General features: G+C 46.2%; 15 protein-coding genes. 3 read left to right on the top strand and 12 right to left on the bottom strand.

Features of this window, described 5'->3' with window-relative positions:
• Positions 1-28 precede the first annotated feature (28 nt).
• From galE to GPK60_RS04115, 3 genes are all read right to left on the bottom strand, one after another.
• On the bottom strand, positions 29-1045 hold the full coding sequence (galE, locus tag GPK60_RS04105) for a UDP-glucose 4-epimerase GalE (protein ID WP_022119961.1): 1017 nt from the start codon (positions 1043-1045) through the stop codon (positions 29-31).
• 126 nt (positions 1046-1171) lie between these two features.
• Entirely contained in the window at positions 1172-2668 is a 1497-nt protein-coding gene (gene galT / locus GPK60_RS04110) for a UDP-glucose--hexose-1-phosphate uridylyltransferase (RefSeq protein ID WP_022119962.1), read from the bottom strand.
• Positions 2669-2683: 15 nt separating this feature from the next.
• Positions 2684-3850, bottom strand: a complete 1167-nt coding sequence (locus tag GPK60_RS04115) for a galactokinase (RefSeq protein WP_147632031.1) — start codon at positions 3848-3850, stop codon at positions 2684-2686.
• A gap of 192 nt (positions 3851-4042) precedes the next feature.
• Between GPK60_RS04115 and GPK60_RS04120 the strand changes: the two genes are divergently transcribed.
• On the top strand, positions 4043-4957 hold the full coding sequence (locus tag GPK60_RS04120) for an AraC family transcriptional regulator (protein WP_173895992.1): 915 nt from the start codon (positions 4043-4045) through the stop codon (positions 4955-4957).
• Here GPK60_RS04120 and GPK60_RS04125 read toward each other — a convergent pair.
• On the bottom strand, positions 4923-5825 hold the full coding sequence (locus GPK60_RS04125) for a DMT family transporter (protein ID WP_215658905.1): 903 nt from the start codon (positions 5823-5825) through the stop codon (positions 4923-4925). The two genes, GPK60_RS04120 and GPK60_RS04125, sit on opposite strands and share 35 nt — an antisense overlap.
• A 238-nt stretch (positions 5826-6063) precedes the next feature.
• Here GPK60_RS04125 and GPK60_RS04130 point away from each other — a divergent pair, with 238 nt between their 5' ends.
• Positions 6064-6954: an SseB family protein gene (locus tag GPK60_RS04130; RefSeq protein ID WP_022119966.1), complete on the top strand. Its 891-nt coding sequence runs from the start codon at positions 6064-6066 to the stop codon at positions 6952-6954.
• 72 nt (positions 6955-7026) lie between these two features.
• Here GPK60_RS04130 and rpoD read toward each other — a convergent pair whose 3' ends face one another.
• The 4 genes from rpoD to GPK60_RS04150 form a co-directional block, all read right to left on the bottom strand.
• Positions 7027-8154, bottom strand: coding sequence for an RNA polymerase sigma factor RpoD (rpoD, locus tag GPK60_RS04135; protein ID WP_022119967.1), 1128 nt, complete (start codon positions 8152-8154; stop codon positions 7027-7029).
• A gap of 81 nt (positions 8155-8235) precedes the next feature.
• On the bottom strand, positions 8236-8694 hold the full coding sequence (locus GPK60_RS04140; RefSeq protein WP_022119968.1) for a signal peptidase II: 459 nt from the start codon (positions 8692-8694) through the stop codon (positions 8236-8238).
• Between the two features lies 1 nt (position 8695).
• Entirely contained in the window at positions 8696-10084 is a 1389-nt protein-coding gene (gene clpX, locus GPK60_RS04145; RefSeq protein ID WP_173897399.1) for an ATP-dependent Clp protease ATP-binding subunit ClpX, read from the bottom strand.
• 94 nt (positions 10085-10178) lie between these two features.
• A complete protein-coding gene (locus tag GPK60_RS04150; RefSeq protein ID WP_022119970.1) occupies positions 10179-11123 on the bottom strand; it encodes an AEC family transporter in 945 nt (314 codons plus the stop codon).
• A gap of 340 nt (positions 11124-11463) precedes the next feature.
• On the opposite strand from GPK60_RS04150, the gene GPK60_RS04155 reads away from it, so the two are divergent.
• Complete coding sequence (locus GPK60_RS04155) at positions 11464-11853, top strand: BlaI/MecI/CopY family transcriptional regulator (protein WP_022119971.1); 390 nt, start codon at positions 11464-11466, stop codon at positions 11851-11853.
• Positions 11854-12025: 172 nt separating this feature from the next.
• Here GPK60_RS04155 and GPK60_RS04160 read toward each other — a convergent pair whose 3' ends face one another.
• From GPK60_RS04160 to GPK60_RS04175, 4 genes are all read right to left on the bottom strand, one after another.
• Complete coding sequence (locus GPK60_RS04160) at positions 12026-13912, bottom strand: trypsin-like peptidase domain-containing protein (RefSeq protein ID WP_022119972.1); 1887 nt, start codon at positions 13910-13912, stop codon at positions 12026-12028.
• Between the two features lie 114 nt (positions 13913-14026).
• Positions 14027-14974, bottom strand: a complete 948-nt coding sequence (locus tag GPK60_RS04165) for a glycosyltransferase family 2 protein (protein ID WP_022119973.1) — start codon at positions 14972-14974, stop codon at positions 14027-14029.
• A 19-nt stretch (positions 14975-14993) separates the two neighbouring features.
• The gene (locus GPK60_RS04170; protein WP_215658906.1) at positions 14994-16298 is read right to left on the bottom strand and encodes an LCP family protein; all 1305 of its coding nucleotides are present in this window, start codon (positions 16296-16298) and stop codon (positions 14994-14996) included.
• Positions 16299-16312: 14 nt separating this feature from the next.
• Positions 16313-17713: an undecaprenyl-phosphate glucose phosphotransferase gene (locus GPK60_RS04175; RefSeq protein WP_215658907.1), complete on the bottom strand. Its 1401-nt coding sequence runs from the start codon at positions 17711-17713 to the stop codon at positions 16313-16315.
• Between the last annotated feature and the right edge of the window lie 13 nt (positions 17714-17726).

The raw sequence follows: 17726 nt of genomic DNA on the forward strand, positions 1-17726 counted from the left end.
GGAATGCTTCTCTGCGTTCAATCTGTGATCAGTCGTTGTATCCGTTTGGATTCTGGCTCTGCCATCTCCAGGAATCTGCACACATATCTTCGATGCCGTATTCTGCTTCCCAGCCAAGCTCTTTCTTTGCTTTTTCCGGTGCACAGTAGCATTTTGCGATATCGCCAGGTCTTCTCGGTTTGATCTGGTATTTGATCGGATGTCCGCATGCTTTTTCAAATGCATGTACGACCTGCAGAACGCTGTAGCCGTTTCCGGTACCTAAGTTGTAGATGCTTACGCCTTCTTTGTCAGCCAGTTTCTGGATTGCTTTTACATGGCCGCGTGCCAGGTCTACCACGTGGATGTAGTCACGTACGCCTGTTCCGTCCGGTGTATCGTAGTCATCACCAAATACACCGAGGCATTCCAGTTTGCCGATCGCTACCTGTGCAACATACGGAAGCAGGTTGTTCGGGATACCTTTCGGATCTTCTCCGATCATGCCGCTCTTGTGTGCTCCGATCGGGTTGAAGTAACGAAGCAGGATCACATTCCATTCCGGATCTGCTTTCTGGATATCGGTCAGGATCTGTTCCAGCATCCATTTTGTCCAGCCGTATGGGTTGGTGCAGGTGCCCTTCGGGCATTCTTCTGTGATCGGGATCATCGCCGGATCACCGTATACGGTTGCGGATGAACTGAAGATGATGTTCTTTACGCCATGGTTTCTCATAACATCGCACAGTGTCAGTGTACCTGCGATGTTGTTCTGGTAATATTCCAGAGGTTTTACGGTAGATTCTCCTACTGCTTTCAGTCCTGCGAAATGAATGACTGCCTGTACATCTTCTTTATCAAAGATAGCATCCATTGCTTCTTTGTCGCAGATGTCTGCTTCGTAGAATGTTACTTTTTTGCCTGTGATCTCTTCTACACGATCTACTGCTTTTTTATTTGCATTGTACAGATTGTCTACGATGACTACTTCATAGCCTTCATTCAGCAGTTCCACACAGGTGTGGCTTCCAATATATCCAGCTCCGCCGGTTACCAAAATTCTCATAGTATTTACCTCCTAATCAATTTGATAAATAATTTCTTTATATTTATATTTTCGTGATAACAAGGTTAAAAGATGCCATACGAATTGTTCTGTACTTCGTACTCTCACAATTCTGTCATCACCGTTTTACAGTGTTGCGATAAATCTCATGAAGGCTTCTCTTCCTTCCGGTGTGCATTTGTATACACCGGCATCTTCCAGAACGCCTACAAATACATGTCCAACTTCTTCTTTGAGGATATCCATCACATTATCTTTGTTCAGTTCCGGATGTTTCGGCAGGAAGGATTCTACCCAGTCTGCATGTTTTTCCAGAGCTTCGTTGGAACGGATGTCTTTCTTCTCGATGATATAATCTGCCAGATCCTGAAGCTCTGTTTTCAGTCGTGCCGGCAGGATTGCCAGACCCATAACTTCGATCAGACCGATGTTTTCTTTTTTGATGTTATGTTTCTCTGCATGCGGATGATATACGCCAAGCGGATACTCATCTGTCGTCAGGTTGTTTCTCAGAGCCAGATCCAGTTCAAACATATCGCCGACTTTTCTTGCGATCGGTGTGATCGTGTTATGTGGCTCTCCATCTGTCTCAGCAAAGATGTTTGCATCGGCGTCGGTATAGCCTCTCCATGCACCAAGTACATGGTCAGCCAGATCGATCAGACGTTTCTCGTCTTTGCAGCGAATACGCAGTACGGACAGCGGCCATTTTACGATGCCGGCTTCCACATCCTCGTATCCCGGGATCTCAACGTGTTTCTCGATCGGTGCTTTTGCCATTGCAAACTGGTAATTGCCGCCCTGATAGTGGTCATGGCTTAAGATAGAGCCGCCTACGATTGGCAGGTCTGCATTGGATCCGAGGAAGTAGTGTGGGAACAGTTTGATAAAGTCAAACAGTTTCACGAACGTTGCTTTCTCGATCTTCATCGGGATATGCTCTCCGTTGAATACGATACAGTGCTCATTATAATATACATACGGTGAATACTGAAATCCCCACTGTGTTCCGTTCACTGTGATCGGGATGATCCTGTGGTTCTGTCTTGCCGGATGGTTGACACGTCCTGCATAACCTTCGTTCTGACGGCAGAGCAGACATTTTGGATAACCGCTCTGTTTTGCCAGTTTTGCTGCTGCGATCGCTTTCGGATCTTTTTCCGGTTTGGATAAGTTGATGGAAATATCAATGTCTCCGTACTGACTTGGCACTTTCCAGCGAATATCCTTTTTGATACGATAACGGCGGATGTAGTTGGTGTCCTGGCTTAATTTATAATAGTAGTCTGTTGCTTTTACCGGTGACTCTTTGTACAGCTCTTTGAACGTTCCGATCACCTGTGCCGGACGCGGAACCAGGCAGTTCATGATCTTTGTGTCAAACAGGTCACGGTAAACAACACTGTTCTCTTTTAATACGCCTTTTTCAACTGCATAGTCCAGCAGCTCTTCCAGAACTTCTTCCAGATCCACATCTTTGAACTCTGTCTCCGGCTCGGTATATTCTTCTTCCCCAAACAGCTCCAGCAGCTGGTTGGTGGTATAAATACGTTCTTCTTCCGGTACCAGTCCGCTCTCTATGCCATACTGTACCAGACGTTTTACATTTTCATCAAATGTCATGACGTTTCCTCCTGCTTAAATTTCTTTTGCTCCGTCTCCGATTTCCACTACATAGAATTCAGCTTCATGTCCTGTCTTTTCTTTGTAAGCTTTGCCCAGTTTGTCGATGAAGTGATCTACTGCATCATTCTTTACGATACTTACGGTGCAGCCGCCGAATCCGCCGCCTGTGATACGGGAACCGATCACGCCTTCGGTCTCCCATGCCAGATCTACCAGTACGTCGATCTCTTCGCAGGATACTTCATAGTCATCTCTCAGAGATACATGGGAAGCATTCATCAGTTTACCGAATTTCTCTACGTCACCTGCATTCAGTGCTGCTACAGCCTGGATAGTTCTCTGGTTTTCGTATACGGCATGATGTGCTCTCTTCTGGCGAACCGGATCTTTGATGGCATCTTTATATTTTTCGAATTCTTCTTCGCTTAAATCGCCAAGTCCTTTGATATCTACAACTGTCTGCAGCTCTTTTAATGCTGTTTCGCATTCGTTTCTTCTGTCATTGTAAGCAGAATCTACCAGGCTGTGTTTTACTTTACTGTTTGTGATAACGATCTTTGCATTTTCCAGTTTTACACTTGCATATTCATAGCTAAGATCGCTGGTATCCAGGAAGATCGCATGGTCTTTTTTGCCCATTGCCACTGCGAACTGATCCATGATACCGCAGTTGCATCCGTTGAAGTTGTTCTCAGAATACTGTCCGATCAGTGCCAGATCGATCATGCTGATTCCTTCGAATCCAAACAGATCACGTACTGCAAGTCCTGTCAGTACTTCCAGAGATGCGGAAGAAGAAAGTCCGGAACCGTTCGGGATCGTGCCGTAGATCAGGATATCCATACCGGTCGGGATCTTGTATCCTCTGCCTTCCATTGCCCACATAACTCCCTTCGGATAGTTGGTCCATCCTGCTTTTTCAGAATATACCAGATCATCCAGGCTTGTCTCGATCACGCCCAGTTTGCTGAAGTTTTCAGAATAGAAACGGATCGTACGGTCTTCACGTTTGCGGACGATCATGTAAGTTCCGATGCTCAGTGCACATGGGAAAACGTGTCCTCCGTTGTAGTCTGTATGCTCTCCGATCAGGTTTACACGTCCCGGTGAAAAGAATGAACGGATTTCTCCACCTTCCCCATAGATGGATACAAATTTTTCAATCAGTTTTGCTTTCATGTCACTTCTCCTTTTTCTTATTAAATGTATACTGTCACGAACTGCTTCTTCTGTAAAAATCGCAGCTCAAAAACATTCCCGGTTACGTCCGGCTCTGTGTCCTTGACGTTCACGCTAATATAAGTATAATGAGACTTACAGAAAAAATCAACAAGTATCATAATAAAAACTATAATTATATTGAGGTATTCTATGCAAATCCAGACCAATCAGAAACAACGTGAACTAAAAGACCACGGAACGTTTGCTTTTCCGGTAAATGTAAGCCATGAAAACCTGTTTTCTTATGAGCGAAGTTCCTTTTTCTGGCACTGGCATCCGGAGATTGAGCTGACTTTGATCGTATCCGGAGACATCAATTATCAGGTAAATGACAAAACTTATCATCTCACCACCGGCGAGGGACTTTTCTGCAATGCCAACATGCCGCACACCGGACACATGTATAATAAGGAAGACTGTGTTTATATTTCCACGACCTTTGACCCACGTATCATTTATGGTTTCGAATCCAGCCGCATTCAAACAGCCTATGTCACACCGCTGACACTGGACGACCGTTTTTCTTCCATCAAATTTTCCCCGGATGTCGCATGGCAGGCAGAAATCCTTGCAAACCTGACAAAAATCTGGGAAATTTCTTCTTCCAAGGCTCCGTGCTGGGATTTTCAGATTCAAATCCTGCTCTCCAGGATCTGGCTGACCCTGTATCAGAATACTGAGCCACAGACCGAAACACTTCCTGCGGTACAGCGTGACCGGGAACGTCTGCTGGTGCTGCTCTCCTACCTGCACGACCATTATCAGGAAAAAATCCTGCTCGAGCAGGTTGCCGCTCAGATCAATATCTGTAAAAGCGAATGCTGCCGCTTTTTCAAAAGTCATATGAACGAATCGCTTTTTGACTACCTGCTGCATTACCGCATACAGAAAAGCCTGCCGCTTCTGCAAAACACCAACAAAAGTATCACTGATATTTCACTGCTGACAGGCTTTTCCAGTCCCTGCTATTTTTCTAAAATTTTCAAATCCGAAATGGGATGCACGCCGCGGGAGTATCGCAAAAATGCACTCAAGACTCCTTCGCCGGAAGCTGAGCCAGAATGATCGCCGCAAACATGGCAACACAGCCAAGTCCTTCCCGTATACTTAAGGTCTGGCCAAGCAGCAGCCAGCCAGCCAGCACAGAAATACAGGACTCTAGGCTGAGGATCAGCGATGCAATGGTCGGATCCATCCCTTTCTGACCGACGATCTGAAGGGTATAACCGACACCGCAGGACATGATACCGGCATAAGCGATTGGTTTCCACGCCAGAAGCACTGCGGATAACTGCGGCTGTTCCGCAAAGAGCATCGCAATGCCGGATAACAGACCGCACACCAGAAACTGGATGCAGGACATCTTCACACCGTCCACCTTCGGCGAAAAATAATCCACGATCAGGATATGTACTGAAAACAGAATCGCACAGACAAATACCAGAATATCTCCGTATCCGATTGAAAACTGTTCGTTTATGCAGAGCAGATACAAACCCACAACTGCCAGAAGCACCGACAGCCAGATCATCGGACTGCATTTCTTCTTCATAAAAAGTCCGATCACCGGAACGATCACAATATAACACGCTGTAATGAAACCGGCTTTTCCGACGGTTGTATATTGGATGCCGATCTGCTGGAAATTGCTTGCCAGGCACAGGGCGACACCACAGCAGATCCCGCCGGCCAGCAGTGTTTTTCGCTGTGCTTTTTTTTCCTCTTCGCTGACTTTTTCTGCCTTTGCCTTTTTTTCCCGCTTCAGGAAAAAAATACACGGGATCAGCACCAGTCCTCCCAGAATACTTCTCACAAAGTTGAAGGTAAACGGTCCGACATACTCCATCCCCACGCTCTGGGCAACAAACGCCACGCCCCAGATGCATGCCGTCAGTAAAAGCAATGCGGAACTTCTCAGATTTCCTTTTTTCATTTTTACAATTCCTTCCTTATTTCATTAGCTTTCATCATATTCTTTTCTTTTTCGAAAGTCAATGGCGGATTTCTTTATGTTTTTCAACGAAATATCATAAATTTTTATATTTTCTTTTATTGGGAAATATGGTACAATGACTGTCAGTAGGGTCTCAATAATTGTGAAAGTTGCATAAATACCGGCATCTTTCACATCCCAAAATCACTATAACAGAAAGAATATGAGGTGTACACAAATGGCAATAGATAACAGCTTTATCATCAAAAAACTTCAGGGACTTCCAGAGATGTTCGTTATTTTCTCCCAGTCCACCAAGCATCCTTATGTAACCTGTAACGAAGAATCTTTCGATGACCAGATACATATCTTCTCAGACGCTGAGGCAGCACATGCTTATGTTGTTGCAAAAAATGAGCAGGAAAAAATCCCGGTGGTATCCGTAAGAGTAGCAGCAGAGCAGTTCCTTCATTTCTACGGTACACTCTACGCTCTCGGTGTCAACGGCGTGGTACTGCATGACAATGATACGGAAACCTCTCTCGCTCTTGAAGCGATCGTTCACAGAAGACATAATCCGGACGAACTTCCGGAAAAACAGCGTCCTGTCATCAATCCGGAGCTGATGCTCACTTCCCTGTATTTCCTGCAGGAGATGCGTCGTCCGGTCAGCGAGGAAGAAAAAGAAAAAGCTGATCTGCGGGCAATGGACGAAGAACTGGTTGCCAATCTGGTACGCGGCCGTTTCTTAAGCGGTATTATTGTAGACGAAAGCGAAAAAGATGCTGACAGTAAAGCAGAAAATCCTGACGGCAACACGGAAGACGGAAACATCGAAGAAGCCAAAGAATCAGAAACAGAAGAAGAACAGCCAAAGAAAAAAAATAACATCCGTGTTCCGTATGTCAACAATCAGAACGGCGAGATGTATCAGGCTATCTTCACAGACGGATACGAGCTTCAGAGGTTTGATCCGAAGAAAAGACTTCGTCCGGTTGTCGTGAAATTTGATGATCTGGAGAAGTTCCTGGTGAAAGATGCAAAAGGTTTTTTGTTAAATCCGACCAGTACTGCCCTGCCGCTTCGCCGTGAGCAGCTGCCTGCTTTCAAAAAACGTATTGATGGTTAACTGAAAAAGGCACAGGAGTAAAATCCTGTGCCCTCTTTTATTTCCTGTCTGCGGTTTGCCGGACTTCAGCTCTCAGATCAGAAAATCTTTTAATCGCTTACTTCTGGACGGGTGACGCAGTTTCCGCAAAGCCTTGGCTTCGATCTGACGGATACGCTCACGTGTTACGTTGAACTCTTTTCCGACTTCTTCGAGTGTTCTTGCTCTTCCGTCTTCCAGACCAAATCTCAGTTTAACAACCTGACGCTCTCTGTCTGTCAGAGACTCCAGTGCTGTTGCAAGCTCTGCTCTGAGCATGGAAAATGCTGCGGAATCTGCCGGTGAAAGTGCGGAATCATCCTCGATAAAGTCTCCCAGATGACTGTCATCCTCTTCTCCGATCGGAGTATCCAGTGATACCGGATCTCTGGAGATCTTGAGAACTTCTCTTACACGTGACACAGAGACATTCAATCTCTCTGCAACTTCTTCCGGGGTCGGTTCACGGCCAAGCTCCTGAAGCAGCGTTCTGGTCATACGAAGTGTCTTGTTGATGGTCTCTACCATATGTACCGGCACACGGATCGTTCTTCCGGTATCTGCGATACCTCTGGTGATCGCCTGACGGATCCACCATGTCGCATAGGTACTGAACTTATAACCTTTGGTATAGTCAAACTTGTCAACGGCTTTCATCAGTCCCATATTTCCTTCCTGGATCAGATCCAGAAACGGCATTCCACGACCGACATATTTTTTGGCAATGCTGACTACCAGACGAAGATTGGCTTCCGTCAGCTGTTTCTTTGCTTCTTCATCTCCTGCTTCCACACGCTTTGCAAGCTCTACCTCCTGCTCGGTGGTCAGCAGCGGCACGTTTCCAATCTCTTTCAGATACATACGCACCGGATCTTCTGTGCTGACACCTTCCAGCACGTCCACATCATCGATGATCTCAACCTCGTCCTCGTCATCCAGAATGATATCATCATTGTCGAGGATCAGATCTTCTGCATTGTCCACGCCAACTTCGGCATTTACAATATCAATCTTCTGCTTTTCCAGATACTCCAGTACCAGATCCATCTTATCTTCGGTAAGTTCCAGCCCTTTAAAGGCATCATTAATCTCACCGTACTGTAAGACATTTTTCTTTGTCTTTGCTAAATCTACAAGTCCAAGCAATGCTTTTGTAAACTGTTCCTGCTGTAATTCATCCATACTACAATTTCTCCTAATGCTCTTGCCTTCTGGCAACTCATTTTGCTGCATTTAATAAGATACCATTTTTGACATCTTCTGTCAACTTTTCCGGAGCATATTCCAGAAAATCACAAGAAATCCTCCCAAAAAGATAAACATATCTGCCAGATTAAACACTACACGTTCCAGTTTTCTGCACTTTGTGTGGAAGCTGAAATAGTCAACCACATATTTTCGTGTGATACGATCCCAAACGTTACTCCATGCTCCTCCAAGGATCATCCCAACACCTGTCTTCAAAAACAGCTGTTTTGGTTTCTTTATAAGATAAGCGTAAAACGCCGTCATTCCTGCTGTAACAACTGTTGTAACACCTGTGAGCAGTTTTGGAGTTTTCTCCATGAAGCTCAGTGCAGCTCCCCGGTTATGCAGCTTCTGAAGGATGATATGCCCTCCGAGCATTTTTTCTGGCGCCTCCTCCTCATTCCAGCTTTCCGCTCTCTTCTTCATAATATAATCCGCCGTAAAAATGCCTGCCGGCAATAGCATCCACTTCATACTATTCCTCCAGTGCCGGCACACCTCTCATCTCAATCAGAGGTCCGCCTTTATGTTCAATATAATCTCTTGTGATCGTAACTTTGCCGATGCTGTCATCTTTCGGGATCTCATACATGATATCCAGCATGAAATCTTCGATGATCGCTCGCAGTGCCCTCGCTCCGGTTTTTTTCTCCAGAGCTTTCTCTGCGATCGCCTCCAGTGCTCCATCCTCAAAAACAAGCTGCACTTCATCAAGTGCCAGCAGTTTCTGATACTGCTTGAGGATGGCATTTTTCGGCTCTTTTAAGATCTTGACCAGCATCTCTTTTGTCAGTCCCCTCAGTGTAAAGACGATCGGCAGTCTTCCGATAAATTCCGGGATCATGCCGAAATTGCGGATATCTTCCAGTGTCACTTTTTCGAGGATATCCGGATCGTTGTCATACTTGTCCTTTAAATCTGCACGAAATCCGATGGATGCCTGTTTGTTCAGACGCTCCTTAATAATATCCTCCAGTCCCGGGAAAGCTCCGCCGCAGATAAAAAGAATATTTCTGGTATTTACTGTGGCCAGCGGCACCATCGCATTTTTGCTGTTGGCTCCGACCGGTACTTCCACATTGGCACCTTCTAAAAGCTTTAACATACCCTGCTGGACAGACTCTCCGCTGACGTCTCTCTGATTGGTGTTCTTTTTCTTTGCGATCTTGTCGATCTCATCTATAAAAATAATGCCCTGTTCTGCTTTTTCCACATCGTTGTCTGCAGCTGCAAGCAGCTTGCTGACAACGCTCTCGATATCGTCTCCTATGTAACCTGCCTCTGTGAGCGAAGTCGCATCGGCGATCGCCAGCGGCACATCCAGAAGTTTTGCAAGGGTCTTGACCAGATAGGTTTTACCGCTTCCGGTCGGTCCGATCATCAGCATATTGGACTTTTCAATCTCAATATCATCCATCGTGCCGGTCGCCACACGTTTATAGTGATTGTAAACGGCAACAGAAACCACTTTCTTTGCATAGTCCTGACCGATCACATACTCATCAAGTTTTGCCTTGATCTTATGCGGTGCCGGGACAGATTTCAGATCAAATGTCGGTTTTGCCTCTTCTTTGCTCTTCTTTTTGCGAATCTTCTGTTTCTGTGGAATGTGATCCTGCAGATCCGACAGATTGATCATGCTGATATTCGGCATATTTGACATATCCTGGAAATTCATACCGCCTTTTCCCATGGAATCAAAAACCTTCTGCATACAATTCTGACAGATATGGATATCGTTCGGCAAATGTACCATCTTTCCTACTTTGCTCTCCGGTCTGCGGCACAGAAAGCAAATATCTTCAAAATCTTCTTTCTTTTCTTCGTCTACTACATCAACATCAATGTTTTTTTCATCTGGCATTGTCATAAACCTCCAGTAATTTTACTGTTCATCATTATAGCTCATATGTTCGCAAGAAACAAGTAAACTTTTTCGAAAGAAAATGGAAAAACAATTATACCAGTCCCTGTACTTTCAGAAGATAGAGCCATCCGGTCAGTGTAAATGCACTGAGCAGCGTCGTCAGCATGACAACACTGGAAGTGAGCACTCCTTTATGCCCCATATTTCTTGCCATAACATAGGAACTGACCGTTGTCGCCGAGCCGAGCATCACAAGGATTGCGATCAGCTTTTCCGTCCGGAAACCAAGTGTCACTGCGATCGGCAGAAATACGCCCGCCAGGATCACCAGCTTTAAGAGAACGGCCAGGATCACCGGCCGCATATTTTCGAAAGCTCCTTTGAACTCGATCGATGCTCCCATCGCCATCAGTCCGAGCGGTGTTGCAAGCACTGCTACATTTTTTACTGTTTTTTCAAGGATCACCGGCATCGGAAGTTTTAAAACAGACCACACAACGCCCGTCAGGATCCCGACAATGATCGGATTGGTGATGATCCCGTGTAACGTTTTGCGTATCAGTGCTCCGTTTACCCTGCCGCGTTCCGGCCGCATTACGGTCAGTACTACAACCGCCATAATGTTATAAAGCGGCACACTTGCCACAATCATCAAAGGTCCCATGCCTGCCTCACCGTAAATGTTCTGGATAAAGGCAATTCCGAAGATCGCCGCACTGCTCCGGTAAGATGCCTGGATAAACTCACCCTGCAGGCTCTTATCTTTCAAAAGAAAGGACAGTAATGTTACCGCTGTAATACTGATTAACGTAGCAAGGAAACAAAACACTACAAATTTCCAGTCCCAGGCTTCAAAAAAATCAACGGTCGCCAGATCCTGGAATACCAGCACCGGAAGTGCCACCTTAAATACAAAGCTGTTCATCTTATCGACAAACGATCCGTCCATGATATGCCACTTTCGAAATGCATATCCGAGCATCATCGTCAGGAAGATCGGCATCGTTGCATTCAGGCAAAACATCAAATTACTCATAAAACAAAACTCCAATCTCTGCAGTTTTTTCATGACAGCCTGTTCAAGAAAACCTGCTGCTCACCGCCTGCAGAAGCGGGGCATCTCACGTCTGATGTATACTATACCATGTCCCTTCGCTTTTTTCCAGTGCATATCAGCGATTGCGTTCCAGACCAGCCTGCGGATCGCTCCTTCTTCCATTTTTATTTTACATTTTGCCCCCGATCTCCATATGCTATAAATCCTATAGCAATGCTTCTTTTTTGTACACAATTTCAAAAATTTTTCACAAAAATTGTAAATTATACTTGCATTTCCCTTATCAGAATAGTAGTATAGGGATATAAAATTTTAGGAGGTGATTTCTATTTCTACTTACAATCTTACTGCTACAACCAAGCTGATCATGGATTATCTGTGGGATTTCCCAGAAGGTACTTCTTTCCGTGAAATTTACAAACATTTCACAGAAGTGAAAGGAAGAGACTGGAAACGCCAGACTCTTTACACTTACCTGACGATCTTGATGGAGCAGGGTTTCCTGAGAACAGAAGGCTCCCGTCGCAGAACTACTTACATCCCGGCAATTTCCCGCGATGCTTACCGTGAGTTCCATGCAAAGGAGATTCTGGAGGATGCTTATGACAATTCTCTTGTAAAATTTGTAACAGCTTATGCAAAGAGCGATAATATCACAAAAGAAGATGCTGACGCAATTATCGCTATTCTGAATGATACTGTAAAATAGCCATTCAGAGGGGAGTGCAAGAGTACGTATGAATATTACAAATTACTATAGTTGTGTGGTACACTTGTGTATGCGTCAGCTTTTCTTCTGGAAAAGCCTGACGGACACAGGAAAAGGAGTTCACTTGAATGTGAGCTCCTTTTCTTTTTACATATTTTCTGTCGGCTTAAGATTACTGCTGGAACTGACGGAAGAAATCTTCAAGAGAATCGTAACTGTCGCTTCCGCTGTTTCCTCCGTTTCCACTGTATCCATCGCTTCCATTGCCGTCATATTCATAATACTGACGCGGCTGGCTCTGTCCATTATCCTGTCCCTGACTGTTATCCTGGCTGTTTCCCTGATCCTGACTCTGTGAACCTGAAGAATCTGAGCTACCATCTGAGGAAGAAGTGTACTCACTCTTCTTTGCCAGTGTGACAGAGAAGGTATTCTCTACATATTCTCCGCCCTGTGCTGTCTTGACAACCACATCGATCGTCTCACCTGCTTTGTAATACTCCATGCGTGAAAACAGTTCATTTCTGGAAGAAATCGTGATGCCATCCAGTTTTGTGATGATGTCACCTTTCTTGATGCCTGCTTTTTCTGCCGGAGAACCTTCTACTACGCTGTATACAAATGCACCTGCCGGCAGATTGTAGATCTGACGTGCTTCTTCGGATACATCTCTTGCATCAACACCGAGGAAACCAAGTTCTTCGCTGTCCGTTACTTTTGCTCTGGTCGTACGGTTCATCAGCTCATCCAGGATCGGAGAAGCTGTATTGATCGGGATCGCATATCCCATACCCTCCACGCCGGTATCTGCTGCCTTTGCGGAATTGATACCGATCAGATTGCCGTTCGCATCGAGCAGTGCACCGCCGCTGTTACCAAAGTTGATCGCTGCATCCGTCTGGATCATATTGTTGCTGACATTATCGATCGTCACTTCCCGGTTCAGGGCACTGATGTAACCTACCGTCAGAGACTGTCCGTATCCGAGTGCATTACCGATCGCGATCACCTGATTGCCGATTTTCAGTTTATCGGAGTCACCCATAACAGCAACTTTCAGTTTGCTCTGTACATCTTCGGAAATATCAGAAAGACTGACTGCCACAACGGCCAGGTCATGGTCCGAATCCGTACCTTTTACCTGTGCTTTTACGACGGCATCATCGGTGTTTTCCGTATCCACGGTAAAGCAGACGCTCAGTTCTTCTGCTCCGTCCACCACATGGTTGTTGGTAGCGATCAGAAGCTCTTTATCTGTCTTGGCAATGATCACACCGGAACCGGCACTTTCTGTTTCCTGATACTGTGTTGTTCCGAAAAACATGCTCTGTACTTCTTCTACGCCTTTGTTTGTGATCGCTACGATGGATGGCATCGCATTCTCTGCGATCTCAGAAACATCGCCGGCTGCTGAGACGCTCTGTGTGACACTCTGGCTGTTATCTGCATCACCGGCTGCCTGTGTCTGCAGCTCTGCTCTCTGCTCAGTCTCACCGGATGAGATAGTCTCGCTTTCTGCCACAAGACTGCTCACGGATTTTTTGGAATCGATCGTTCCGAACGTCACACCAAGCACCAGACCGAATACGGCTGCACATCCGAAAGCAACTGCGATCTTCTTGCCTGTGCCAAACGGCTTTTTCCCGCCGCTTTCCAGCGAATGTTTCTGCTGCGGATGATTTTGGTAAACGCCGTCATGCCATCCGTCTTCTCTCTGGTGATACTCGCCATTCTGATAGTACTGACGGTATCCTTTCTTTTCTTCGTTAATATGCTCTTCTGCATGATGCTCTGATGAACCATACTGCTGTGAGTTCTGTGTGCTGCCTGTCGGCTCTGCCTGTTCGCCTCTTTCGTAGCTGTAATGGTAAACAGATGACTGCTCCCCGGATTCTGCGGATGCTTCGGTTTCTTCCGCTGTCGATGCCTGTACCTCTTCGGTTTCTGACAGCTGATCTTCTTCCCCGTACATCTGCCCGGTTTTCACTTCATCCTCTGCGGATGGCTGCTTTGGATCGTAGCGGTCTTCATTTTCTTTATTATCAAATTCATCATACATGACCAAATCCTCCTCTTATCGCTATTTTGCGTCTGACTTTTCTATCAGGCCACATTTTTTCTGTATGGTATGAAAGTATAGCAGTCGTTTGTGTTCAAAGTGTGACAAAATCGCTTAATTTTTACATCTTGACTGGAGTTTCTTTTTCTTCTCCCAATAACTCTTATTTCCTGTAAGGTGTAAAACTATGTTTTCCGGCAGTTTCTGATAGGACCTGCCAAGCCTATAACCGAGCAGTTTGCTTGCACTTCGCATCCCCAGAACCGGAATGAGATACGGCTTTCTCTGTGAGATCAGATACGCTGCGGTCGCCTTCACCATGCGAATCCCTTCACTTTCTGATTTTGCCATGGCAAAAATCTCCGGGTGATCCGCCTGGGACACTGCCAGATCAAAGTTCCGGTGCAGCTGCTGGCGATTTGTATAGTTGTGGGAATGAACCACTCTTGCTTCTGCAACATAGGCAATGGCATAACCTTCCTGGATCAGTTTTCCCGCAAATATCATATCTTCATTGAAAATAGTGTGCTTTACGAAACCTCCCAGCTTTTCGTAAATGTTTCTGCGGTACATCGCACAGACATTCGAACAGAAAAACGTTTTGATCCCCAGACGGTCTAAGTCTGCTTTTGTTTTTACGCTGCTCTCTTTCGGATAATTAAAACTTCTCGTATAACGCTCGATGATATCGCAGTCTTTGTCCGGCAGCTGTCTTGCATAGGCTGCCGCCACCTTTTCCTTTTCAAAAGCGGATACCAGTTTTTCCACCAGATAAACATCTGCCGGGACGGCATCCTGCGTCATAAATAAGATCAGATCCCCGTCAAGCAGGGAGGCGGCACCATCTCTGGTACCGCCGTGGTCAAAATCTTCTGTCTCTATATGCCGGATCTGTACATTCTGCCACGTTTCATATCCTTTTTCCGGAAAGAACTTTTCTTCCGTATTTACGATCAGGATCGTCCCGATCGGATAAGTCTGTTTCTGAAGCATATGCATCAGCCGGTCAAATTTATGATCCGGTTTATAGCTCGGAATCACAACATCTACCGTTTTTTTCACATTCTCCCTACTTTCTTGTTTACTGTATTCCTGTATCGTTGATGATCTGCCAGCTGATCTCCTGCACGGAATCGGACGGCTCATAACTGCCGTCATCGAACAGCCACTGGTGAAGCTGACGTACATTGTCTGCCAGATCGACTGCCACCACGCAGTCTCCTGCCTGAAGATTTGCTGCCGTTAAATTAAATGGAAATCCTGTCTGGTCTGTCAGGTTATAAGAAGAAACATCTTTTGCCAGGGAGAGCAGCTCCGTGTTGCCAAGGCTTGTCATCATATTGCCGGCCACGTTGTCGATCAGATTGTTCAGTGTCAGAAGATCGGCACTTTTTGCCTTCTCCAGGATCTTCTGAAGAACGGTACGCTGTCTTTCGGTACGTTTGAAATCGCTTCCTTCCGTGTAACGGATACGGCAGTAAGACAGTGCCTGAAGTCCGTTTAAGGTCTGAAGTCCTGCATATTCGACCGGAATGATCTCTTTGCCGGTCACCTGGGAACCCTCTACCTGATAATTGTTCAGATGTACAATCTCATCCTCCTGCACATCGATGTCAATGCCGCCAAGTGCATCGACCACATCGGCAACTGCCGTGAAATCTACGGTGACAAAATCTGTGATATCCAGATCCAGGTTTTTGTTCAGCATGCTGATCGCACGGGAAGGTCCGCCGAAATAATAACATTCGGTCGCCTTGCGGTACTCTCCGTTTGTATTGTCCAGGTAAGTATCGCGGTAAACAGACACCAGTTTGACATCTTTTGTCTTGTTGTTGATGCTTGCGATCAGAATGGTATCACTGTGAGCCTCTTTGTCAAGGCTTCCCTCTCTGGAGTCCACACCGAACAGTGCAATGTTTGTATAGCCTTTCAGGTTGACATTGTCATTGATCACAATGTCACCTTTTGATACATCGGCACGTTTGATCTTGCCGACCTTTGCAGCAACAAACAGTCCGGCTGCCAGAAGTACAAGGATCAGGATTTCAATGATAAACGTGATCCGTTTTCTCTTCTTTTTCTTTGCTGCACGTTTTCTTCTGTCATTCTGTTCATAGTACCGGTCGTCATAGCCGCCGCCCGGATAACCCTGACGGTAGCCGCCGTCTCTTCCGTATCCGTCCTGACGGTATCCCTGCTCGTAACGTCGGTCATACTGTCTGCCGTAATCCCGGCGGTATTCTTCCTGCTGATAGCCTCTGTTCTCTTCGCTGCGGTAGTTTCCCCTGCTCTGACGGCGGTAATCGTCCCGGTAATATGGATCCCGTCGGTACTCTCTGTCATCAAACCTGCGGTCATCTGACTCTCTTTTGCTTTTTCTTGCCATCTCAAATCCCCCTTCTAGTATGCATTCTTGTTGATAAAGCCCTTAAAAATTGTAAGAATCAAAATCTTGATATCCAGTCCCACGGTCCAGTTCTCTATATAGTACAGGTCAAACTCGATCCTGCGTTTGATGGATGTATCTCCCCGGTATCCGTTTATCTGTGCCCATCCGGTCATCCCCGGACGCACCTGATGTTTTACCATATAACGTGGGATCTCCTCCCGGAACTTCTCCACAAACTGAGGCCGCTCCGGTCTCGGACCGACCAGGCTCATATCTCCTTTCAGGACGTTGAACAGCTGCGGCAGTTCATCAATACTCGTCTTTCGCATGATCTTGCCGATGCCTGTCACTCTCGGATCGTTCTTTGTCGTCCAGGCTGCCTTTTCATCCTTTATCTCCTGCACCGCCATCGAGCGGAATTTATACATATAGAACGGCTTGTTGTGCAGTCCGACACGTTCCTGCCTGAAGATCAGCGGTCCTTTCGAAGTTGTTTTCACCAGGATTGCAGAAATCAGCATGATCGGTGAAAACAGGATAATGGCCACCAGTGCCCCGAAAATATCGATGCTGCGTTTGACCATGCTGTTGAAAGTATTGGTCAGCGGCACATGACGGATGTTGATCACCGGAAGTCCGAGCAAATCCTCGGTGTAAGGTCTGGTCGGAATAATGTTGTTGTAGTCCGGGATAAATTTGGTGTGCACTCCGGACTTTTCGCACAGTGCAACGATGTGCTGCAGTTTCTCGTATTCCCCAAGTCCCAGCGTGATCGCAATCTCATCCAGACAGTTTTCCGGCAGGATCACGACCAGATTGTCGATCCTTCCGATCACTTTGATGCCTTTGTACATCGTCCCGCGTGCCACATTGTCATCTAAGATGCCCCGGACACAGTAACCCCACTGCGGATTCGCAATGATACGGTCGATATACTGCTCTGCCGCCCGGCTGTAGCCGACAAGCAGGATCTGTTTCTGGTTCAGCCCGCGTCTGCGAAGGCTCATCAGCACCATGCGGATCAGATTCCGCACCAGCGTTTCCGCAACGATGTTCAGTGCATAGAAAATGCAGAGCATCTTTCTGGAAAAGTCGATTTCATGCTGCATATATGCAATCGTAAAAAACAGCAGCAGTGCTATGGTGTTTGCCTTTACGATGTTGCCAAACTCAAGTCTTCGTCCCTGCACCCGTTTTGGCGTGTACAGGCTGAATGCATGATAGAGCAACAGCAGCCCCGGTATCAGAATGACCAGGGCTGACATATACGTCTCAAGCGGAAGTTTTCCGGCAACATCCGGTGCGAAAAACTCAAACTGAATAAACCAGGCTGCGATATAGGTACATGCGATCACCAGTGCGTCTACCACCACATGGATGCGGTTCAGAAGCGTTTGATTGTCTTTGATCATGGTTATCCTCTCC

The sequence above is a fragment of the Ruminococcus sp. MCC718 genome (assembly GCF_018783905.1).
GTDB lineage: Bacteria > Bacillota > Clostridia > Lachnospirales > Lachnospiraceae > Hominisplanchenecus > Hominisplanchenecus faecis.